Genomic DNA, 9984 nt, shown 5'->3' on the forward strand with positions numbered 1-9984 from the left:
CATGAACTCCTCCGCCATTCCGTTTGACCTGGAAAACAGCCCGCGCATCCTGCTGGTCGACGACGAGCCCCGTCTGCTCGCTTCCCTCCACGAATTGCTGAAGGACCGCGGCTACCAGCTGTACACGGCCACCTGCGGCAGCGAGGCGCTGGCGCAGTTGTCGAAACTGCGCTTCGACCTGATCCTGCTCGATCTGCGCCTGCCCGACATGAGCGGCCATGAAATTATGGACCACATTAACCGGCGCGGCATCGAGGGCGACGTGATCGTCATGAGCGGCGACGTCGGCATCGAGGCGGCCATCGGTGCCCTGAAACGCGGCGCCTACGATTACCTGCGCAAGCCGTACAGCCGCGAGGAGCTGCTCAAGACGGTGGAGAACGCGCTGCAAAAGCGCAAGCTGGCGCTGGAGAACGAGCGCATCGCGCTGCAGCTGGAAAACTCGGAAAAGATGTACCGCTACCTGGTCGACAGCTCGCCCGACATCATCTATACGCTGAACCACGAAGGCCGCATCACCTTCATCAACGACCGGGTGCACCAGTTGCTGGGCTTTAGCCGCGAAGAGCTGATCGGCAGCCATTATTCGATCCTCGTGCACGATGAAGATCAGGAGCGGGCGCGCTATGCCTTCAATGAGCGCCGCCTCGACGAGCGCGCCTCGCGCAACGTGGAACTGCGCCTGAAATGCCATAGCGGCAGCGGCAGCGACCGGACTTTCAGCAATACGCTGATGACGATTCCGCTCAATTCCATCGGCATGCACGGCCACGATCACGAAGCGAAAAAGCAGGAGTATTTCGGCACCTACGGCGTGGCACGCGACATCACCGACCGCAAGCGCGCCGAGGAAGTCATCTCCTACCAGGCCTACCACGACATCCTGACGGACCTGCCGAACCGCATGCTGTTCAAGGACCGCCTGGGGCTGGCCGTGATCCAGGCGCGGCGCAAGCTGACGGAACTGGCCGTGATGTTCATCGACCTCGATCGTTTCAAGCTGGTCAACGACACGCTCGGCCACGTGAAGGGCGACGAGCTGCTGCAGCAGGTGGCGCTGCGCCTGAAGGATTGTTTGCGCCGCGGCGATACGCTGGCGCGCCAGGGCGGCGATGAATTCACCATCGTGCTGCCGGAACTGCGCGACCGCCAGGATGCGCGCCTGATCGCCGACAAATTCCTCGAATGCCTGCACCAGCCTTTCGACCTCGATGGCAACCAGGTGCATATTTCGGCGTCCATCGGCATCGCCATCTATCCGGGCGACGGCGAGACCATCGACGAGCTGCTGCGCCACGCCGACATCGCTATGTACCAGGTCAAGGCGCTGGGCAAGAACGGCCACAGTTTCTATCACGAGTCCATGCTCGACGTGTCGCACCAGAAGATCGCGCTCGAGCAGAGCCTGCGCAAGGCGCTGGAGCTGAACCAGCTGGAGATGTATTACCAGCCGCAGGTGGACGTGATGACGGGCCGCATCGTCGGCGCCGAAGGCCTGATGCGCTGGAACCACCCGCAGCGGGGCTTGCTGACGGCCGGCGAATTCCTGCCGTTCGCCGAGGAAAACGGCTTGATGCTGCCGATCTCGGACTGGATGCTGGGCGCCCTGTGCCGCGACCTGGTGCAGTGGAACGCGGCCGGCGGCGAGGCCGTGCGCCTGTCGCTCAATTTGTCGCCGCAATACCTGGACCGGGGCGACTTTTTCGAGAAGATGCGCGGCGCGCTGACGCGCTACGGCATCGCGCCGGAAAAGATCGAAGTGGAAATCACGGAAAACATCTGCATCCGCAACCCGCAGTATGCGATCGAGCAGTTGAACAAGCTGTGCCAGCTGGGCGTGTCGGTGGCCATCGACGATTTCGGCACCGGCTATTCGTCGTTGTCGTACCTGCACCGCTTCCCCATCCACACCATCAAGATCGACCAGTCCTTCGTCAAGGAGATCCACGACGAGCACGGACACTATCCCGTCATCCTGGCCATCATCTCGATTGCGCGCGGCCTGGGCCTGCACCTGATCGCTGAAGGCGTGGAGACGGAAGGCCAGGCGCGCTACCTGCAGGACAAGGGCTGCACCACGATGCAGGGCTATCTGTACCACCGTCCCATTTCGCTGGGCAGCTTCATCGGCGTGCTGCAGGAGCAGAACCGCCTGATCGCCGATGCCGCCCCCGCGCTGCCGCAGACGCTGGCCATCGAGGCTTGACCGTGTCGCTCGCCGATCCCCGCTACACGGCTGCGCATTACACGGCTGCTCATTACACGGCTGACTACCTGCGCCTGAAGGGGCTGGCCGAGAAGGGCAATGCGAATGCCCAGCACAGTCTGGGCTTCATGTATTTCAATGGCCAGGGCATCGGCCAAAGCTATGCGCTGGCGCTGCACTGGTATGGTCTGGCTGCCGCGCAGGGACTCGAACACGCGCAGTACAACCTGGGCGTGATGTGCCAGAAGGGCCAGGGCGTGCCGCAGGATTTTGTCCAGGCCGCGCATTGGTACCAGCAGGCGGCCGAGCAGGGCTACGCGGCGGCGCAATACAACCTGGGCTGGCTGTATGCCAAGGGCCAGGGCATCGCGCAAGATAGCGGGCAAGCCATGCTGTGGTTTAGCCGCGCGGCGGAACAGGGCGACGCGGGCGCGCAGAATAATCTGGGCATGATGTATGACAATGGCAAGGGCGTGCCGCAGGATTTCGCGCAAGCCATCGCTTGGTACCGCAAGGCGGCCGAACAGGGCTATGCGCGCGCGCAGTTCAACCTGGGCCTGCGCTACGACAATGGCCAGGGCGTGCGGCAGGACCGCCAGCAGGCGACGGCCTGGATGCGCAAGGCGGCCGAGCAGGGGTATGCGCCGGCCCAGTTCAACCTGGCGCTGCGCTATGAGAATGGCGACGTGCTGCCGCAGGACAGCCGGCAGGCGATCGCCTGGTACCGGCGCGCGGCCGATCAGGGCCATGCCAGTTCGCAGTTCAACCTGGGCCTGATCTACGACAATGGCCAGGGCGTGCCCTGCGATAAACAGGCGGCGCTGGAATGGTATGTCAAGGCGGCGGGACTGGGCCATGCGGCGGCCCAGCACAACCTGGGCCTGCACCATGAGCATGGCGCACAGGACTATGCCCAGGCGCAAGCGTTTTACCGTCAGGCCGCCGAGCAGGGCTTTCCCGCCGCGCAGTATCAGCTGGGACTGTTGTACGAGCATGGCCAGGGCATGCCAGCCGATGCGCAGGAAGCTATCTTCTGGTACCGCAAGGCGGCCGACCAGGGGCATGTGCGGGCGCAGTTCGACCTGGGCCTGCGTTATGAACATGGCCAGGGCGTGCCGCAGGATCTGTCGCTGGCGCTGGGATGGTACCGTCGCGCCGCGGAACAGGATTACGCGCCCGCGCAGTACATGCAGGGCGTGTTGCACGATCGCGACGATGGACCGGCGCCCGACAGCCAGCAAGCCTGCGCCTGCTATTGCCGCGCCGCCGCGCAGGGCCACAGCCTGGCCCAGTTCGCGCTGGGCCTGCGGCATGACAATGGCCAGGACGTACCGCAGGACTATGCCGCCGCCTGGGACTGGTATGCGCTGGCCGCGCGCCAGGGCCATGCGCGGGCACAAATGAATCTGGGCCTGATGGCAGCCAGCGGCCAGGGTAGTCCGCTCGATTTGCAGCAGGCGTATATCTGGCTGTCGATGGCGGCGGCGGCCGGCGTGGCCGGCGCGGAAAAATCCTTGCGCCAGACGGCGACACGCATGCGCGAGACGGATCTGGCGCGGGTGCGCGAACAACTGGCGGCAATAGCAGGCTAAGCTGCGCCGCGCGCGTTAGCGTGCGCGAATACAACAGCAGGTGCTGTATAGTCCTTTCCCTTCGCCATCTGCGGCCCCCTTGTTTCCTCCCAGACGCATAAAATTGCTGCGGCATTTGCAGTTTTGATGTGCTAAGGTGCCTGAAGAAGGTGGTCCGTCTATTCTTTTGAAAAGGAAAACCATGCGCCTGAATCCTTTCCCTGGCCGTCCGGCCGCCATCCTGTGTGCGCTGGCGCTGCTGTCGTCCGGCGCGGGCGCCGCCGGGCCCCTCGATGCCCTCAGCAACCAGGATGCCAGCAATGGCTTGAAGGCGGCGCTGGAAGCCGGTTCGGCCGCCGCCGTTGCCAAGTTGGGCATCGAAAATGGTTTCCTGAACAACGACAAGGTCAAGATCAAGCTGCCCGGCATCCTGGAGCAAGCCAAACCCTTGCTGAAAATGACGGGCCGCGGCCAGCAGCTGGACGATCTGGTGGTGTCGATGAACCGTGCCGCCGAGTCGGCCGTGCCCATGGCCAAGCCCCTGCTGCTCGATGCGGTCAAGTCGATGAGCGTGACGGATGCGAAAAATATCCTGTCCGGCGGCGACACGTCGGTGACGGACTTTTTCCGCCAGAAAACATCGGCGCCCCTGGCCGTCAAATTCCTGCCCATCGTGAAATCCGTCACCGACCGTTCCGGCCTGGCCGGTAAATACAACAGCACCATGAGCCAGATCGGCAAGACGGGACTCGTGCCGCAGCAGCAGTCGACGGTGGAAGGCTACGTCACGGACCGTGCGCTTGACGGCCTGTACCTGATGATCGGCGAGGAAGAAAAAGCCATCCGCAGTAATCCGCTTGCCTACGGCAGCAAGATTATCGGCAAAGTGTTTGGCAGTTTGAAGTGACCGTTCCAGCGTGCGGCAGGACCGCAGACGGCGTTTGCGCGGCAGAGACAGGTGTGGCGCAAGGGAAACAAGTTAAGCATTTGCTACAAGAAAACAATGTTAAAATTCTGCGGCATACACTCCTGAGGCATGGTTAAGCAACGATCAGCTGCCTGGGAGTGCCCGGTTTTAGTGGCGAACTGATGTGTGGCATTGCAACATGCCCGTCGGTTGGCCTTTTTTCGTTTTATTCACGTTTCCCCAAGCTCATTGATTTTCTGAATATATTCTCAGGAATTCCAGATGCAGGATATTTTAGGTAGCCGGATTTGTTAAGCGTACTCAGAAAATCAATCAAATATACCTGGTGTGGCTGTCTGGTGCTTGGCGCGCCTTCGGTGATGGCCGCGACCCCGAATCATGGTGGTCAATCCGGCTATATCAATATGCCCAGCGCCGTGGTGGAAACGGACGGCACCTTCAGCGTCGGCTACAGCTACGACAGTCCGTATGGCCAGTTATGGGCCACGGCGAATATCCTGCCTTTCCTGCAGATGACGGGACGTTATGTGTCGATCACGGGTATTCCCGGTTTTACCAATGTGCCCGGCGAATATGGCAGCGGCTATGGCCGCTACAAAGATAAGGTCGTCGACGGGAAATTGCGCCTGTGGACGGAAACGGAGTGGATGCCGTCTGTCGCCGTCGGCATGACGGATCTGTTCGGTACCGAGTTGTTCAAGGGGCAATATGTCGTTGCCACCAAGACTTTTGGCGCCAGCAAGAATATCGAAGCGAGCCTGGGCTATGCCCATAAACGCCCGGACGGCGTGTTTGCCGGCGCGCGCTGGACTCCTGCCGCGCTGCCGCGCTGGTCGGTGGTGGCCGAATACGATACCACCAATTACTTGCGCGACTTCCGCGCCAGCGAAACGAATGCGGGCAAGCGTCGCAAGGGCGCTTCCGTGGGCCTGGAATACCGCTGGGGCTGGCTTGCCCTGCAAGCGGCCCGGAGCCGCGATCAGTTCAGCGTGAACGCCTTTATCAGCATTCCATTTGGCGAACGCGAGTTCATCCCCAAGGTGTACGAACCAGCGTATTTCGTGGACGACAAGAATCCGCCGCCGCTGCCGAGCAAGGAAGAATGGCACCGCGATGCCGTCTATGGCGCCGACCTGGTCAATGCCCTCGTGAAGCAGGACTACAAGAATATCCGCGTCGAGCAAGAGGGCAATGTCCTCAGCCTGAGCCTGACCAACAGCCGTATTTCCAACATGGGCCGCGCCGTCGGCCGTGCCGCGCGCACGGCGGTTGCCTTCACGCCGAAGGGCGTGACGACCCTGCGCATCACGTATACCAAGCTGGACCAGCCGATCGCCACCTACGAATTCTTCGATTTGCCCAAACTGAATGACTATTTGGCAGGCAAGATCGACCGCAAGGCTTTCCTCGACGTCGTGCTGCTGCGCTATCCGGAAAAAAGCGATGTCATCCGGGACGATCAGCAAGGTTGGCTGCAGGAATTCCTCGACAAGCCGGCGCCCGTCGTTGCCGCTGCGCCTGCGCTTTCACCTACGTCTTCACCGGCACCTGCGCCCGCACCGGTACTGGCTGCGGCCCCCGCACCTGCTCCGGCCAAGCCCGCCGATGTCCTCAAGGACGATGGCAAGCTGGCCGTCGGTGTCGGCGTCGACGGCGACGTGGTGCAGATCAAGTCGCTGGACCGGGAGGCGAACCGTTTCAAGGTCGCTCCCAAGGTCGGCTTCTTCTTCAATGACCCGAGCGGCGCCTTCCGCTATTCGATTTCGGCGGTGGCCAATTACGACCGCCGCCTGGGCGACGGCCTGTACCTGAATACCGCCGCTAGTCTGCAGTTGCTGGAAACGGTGTCGGGCGTCAAGCAGCCATCGAACAGCAACTTGCCGCATGTGCGTACCGATGTGGCGGAATACCTGCGCGGCGGGCGTTTCTCGCTGAGCCGCGTCTTGCTGAACAAATACAACAACCCCGCCGAACGCGTGTATACCCGCATGTCGGCCGGCCTGTATGAAGACATGTTCCGCGGTGTGGGCGGCCAGGTGCTGTACTTGCCGAAGGATAGCCGCTGGGCGGCTGACGTGGCCGTTGATGCCTTGCAGCAGCGTGGATTCAAGGGATTGCTCGATTCGCGCGACTACAAGACGGTGACGGCGATCGGTTCCCTGCATTACCGCTTGCCGCACGACATTACCGTGACGGCACGCGCCGGCCGCTTCCTGGCCAAAGACACGGGCGTGCGCATGGAATTCAAGCGCCGCTTCCAGTCCGGTATCGAAGTCGGTGCCTGGTACACGCATACGAACGGCAACGACATCACCAGCCCTGGCACGCCGTCGAAGCCATACCAGGACCGCGGTATTTTCCTGTCCGTACCGCTGAACAGCATGTTGCCGATGGACACGCAATCGACGGCCGGCTTCGCCATCTCGCCATGGACGCGCGACGTCGGGCAGATGGTGGCTTCGCCGGGCGACCTGTACGACATGTTCGAGCGTCCGCGCGCCGACATGCACAGCTACGATGGCCTGGGCAATTTTGCCGAGCGCCCGGACGAACAGCACCTGCCTGCCGTCAATCCGCCGGACCGGCCATTCGTCAACCCATGGCCGGCGTTTCGCGCACGCCTGGATCAGTCGTCTTCCGCCTTGCCCCAACCGGCCGAGTGGGTCAAGGCCACGGCCCTGATCGGCGGCGTGGTGGTCGCTTCCGCGCTGGCCGACAAACCCGTCGACCGTTTCGTTAAGAAACATGAAGATTCCAAGGTCTACCGCAACTGGGACAAGCTGGGCAAGGCCATGCCCTACGCGGCAGTGGGCGCCGCCGCCGCCGCTTTCGCCCTGGGCGATGAGCGCCTGCAAAATACGGGACTCATTTCCCTGCAATCGGTTGCCGCGGCAACGGGCGTGGCGGTGGCTGGAAAATATGCATTTGGTCGCGCCCGTCCGGAAGAAGACCGCGGAGCGTGGAGCCGTGTCGGCAGCGGTACGTCCCGCTCGAATTCCTCATTTCCTTCCGCGCATGCCGCGATCGGCTTTGCCGCCGTGACGCCGTTTGCCAAGGAATACGATGCGCCATGGCTGTACAGCGTGGCCGCCGTCGGTTCCGCCGGCCGCGTGTTTGGCCGCAAGCACTGGGTCTCCGACACGGTCGCCGGCGGCATCATAGGTTACGCCATGGGCAGCTGGCTGTGGCACGCGCAGCGCGACCAGAGTAAATCGGGCCTGTCGATCAATCCCGGACCGAAAGAAATCAGCGTGACCTGGCAGGGCAAGTATTAAACGCGTATCGCGCCCCTTTACTCATACAACATCATTCATCCAGACAAAGACCAGCATGAAAAAGCAACTTCGTACTCCCCCGCCTTTCGTGAAACACGTGATTTTCTCGGCTTTCCTGCTGGGTGCAACTTCGGCCTATGCCGCAGGGCAGGATCTGGACACGGCTGACATGCCGCGCTCGAACCCGTCTCGTTCACAAGCAAGCGAATTGGGTGCCGGTACCTTGCCTAGTATCCGTAGCGGCCGCAGCGACCCGCGCCAAGCGAAAACGCTGGCTGCCAATAATCTCAGCAAGCAGGCTGCGGCCGAGGCCAAGGTTGGCGCTTTCGAAGAGTATGTCGATGGCGTGACGGGTAAGAAACTGAACATCTTCGGTAAGGATCTGTTCGGCGATGTGCCATCCACCTTTGCGCCGCTCGATGGTGTCCAGGTGAATCAGGAATATGTGATCGGCACGGGCGACGAGTTGCAGGTACGCGGCTGGGGCATGGTTGACATTGACGTCAGTGCCACGGTCGACCGCAGCGGTGCGATCTTCATTCCCCGCGTCGGATCCGTCAAGGTCAGCGGCGTGCAGTACAAGGATTTGCAGGGCTACCTGAAGAAAGCCATTGGCAAGATCTACACCAATTTCGACCTGACGGCGAGTATCGCGCAAACGCGTGCCGTGCAAGTGTACGTGGTTGGCCATGCCGTACGTCCTGGCACCTATACCTTGAATTCCATGAGTACCCTGCTCAACGCCCTGTTTACATCGGGTGGCCCGGACGCTACCGGCAGCATGCGCAATATCCAGCTCAAGCGCGGCAAGGATACCGTCAGTACCTTCGACTTGTATGACATGCTGGTCAAGGGTGACAAGAGCCGCGACGTCACCTTGCGCGATGGCGACGTGATCTATATTCCTGAAGTGGGCCCGCTGGTAGCCCTGACCGGTAACGTGAAGCAGCCCGCCATTTTCGAGTTGAAAGGCAGTGCGACACTGGCCGACGTATTGAGCTGGGCTGGTGGTTTTGATTCGGCAGCAGAGACCAAGCAAATCGTCGTCGAAAAGAACATCGACAATCAATATAGAACCGTACTGGACCTGGTTGCTGACAAAGGTATCTCCAGCAGCCAGTTGGCAGGCATTGCCGTCAAGCCGACCGATATCCTGCGCGTGTTCGCACCAGGCGCCGTACCGGTCCAGGCGCAAATCCAGAATGAATACGTGCGCGTGGCTGGCGAAGCAAAGCAGAGCGGTATTTTCCTGCTGAAAAAAGGTGAAACCCTGCGCGAGCTGATCGCCCGTGTCGGCGGCGCCAATGAAAACGGTTACCTGTACGCCACTCAGTTGAACCGTGAATCCGTACGTCGCGCCCAGCAGATCAAATTGAATCAGGTGGCTGACCGCTTTGAACGGGAGCTGGAATCGAATGCGACCCAGCGCATGTCTGCATCTGGTGACAAGGAAAATGCAGCGAAGACCGCAGCCGAAGTGGAGCAGCAGCGCCGCATCGTGCAAAAACTGCGCACCATCAAGGCTGAGGGCCGTATTGTTCTCGATCTGCCAGGTGTCGATACGCAAGTCAAGAATCTGCCCGACCTGCCGCTGCAGGACGGTGATTCGATTATGATTCCGCGCCGTCCCGGCACTGTGGATGTGCTGGGTTCCGTCTTCCAGCAAAACGCCTTCGTTTACCGCCCACAACGTACGGTCAACGACTATGTTCAGCAAGCTGGCGGTATCACCGCAAATGCAGATAAATCCGAAATGTATGTGATTCGGGCCGATGGCACGGCGCAGAGTGGCCAGGGAACCGGCTGGTTCAGTGGTATTGGCGGCACGGCGCTTAATCCAGGTGACACGGTAGTGGTGCCCGAGAAAATCGAACGCAGCACGTTTATGCAGAGCCTGAAGGAATGGACTGCGATTTTCTATCAGTTTGGTTTGGGCGCAGCGGGCCTGAAGGTTCTTAAAGATTAATGCTCTTGACCATTGCGCCAGACTTGGCAGGTGAAACT

5 protein-coding genes are annotated in these 9984 nt (G+C 61.2%); all 5 read left to right on the forward strand.

Translation table 11 applies throughout. The features are described from left to right. The first annotated feature begins 1 nt into the window (after position 1). The 5 genes from AC0V2Y_RS11535 to AC0V2Y_RS11555 all read left to right on the forward strand — a co-directional run bounded on the left by AC0V2Y_RS11535 (position 2) and on the right by AC0V2Y_RS11555 (position 9946). Entirely contained in the window at positions 2 to 2206 is a 2205-nt protein-coding gene (locus AC0V2Y_RS11535; RefSeq protein WP_326459796.1) for an EAL domain-containing response regulator, read from the forward strand. A 2-nt stretch (positions 2207 to 2208) separates the two neighbouring features. Further along, complete coding sequence (locus AC0V2Y_RS11540) at positions 2209 to 3798, forward strand: SEL1-like repeat protein (protein ID WP_475414113.1); 1590 nt, start codon at positions 2209 to 2211, stop codon at positions 3796 to 3798. Positions 3799 to 3979: 181 nt separating this feature from the next. Next, entirely contained in the window at positions 3980 to 4684 is a 705-nt protein-coding gene (locus AC0V2Y_RS11545) for a DUF4197 domain-containing protein (RefSeq protein WP_475414112.1), read from the forward strand. A 380-nt stretch (positions 4685 to 5064) separates the two neighbouring features. Next, positions 5065 to 7980: a YjbH domain-containing protein gene (locus AC0V2Y_RS11550; RefSeq protein ID WP_475414213.1), complete on the forward strand. Its 2916-nt coding sequence runs from the start codon at positions 5065 to 5067 to the stop codon at positions 7978 to 7980. A gap of 55 nt (positions 7981 to 8035) precedes the next feature. Next, on the forward strand, positions 8036 to 9946 hold the full coding sequence (locus AC0V2Y_RS11555; protein ID WP_475414111.1) for an SLBB domain-containing protein: 1911 nt from the start codon (positions 8036 to 8038) through the stop codon (positions 9944 to 9946). Positions 9947 to 9984 lie beyond the last annotated feature (38 nt).

The organism is Janthinobacterium sp. BHSEK, assembly GCF_056174685.1.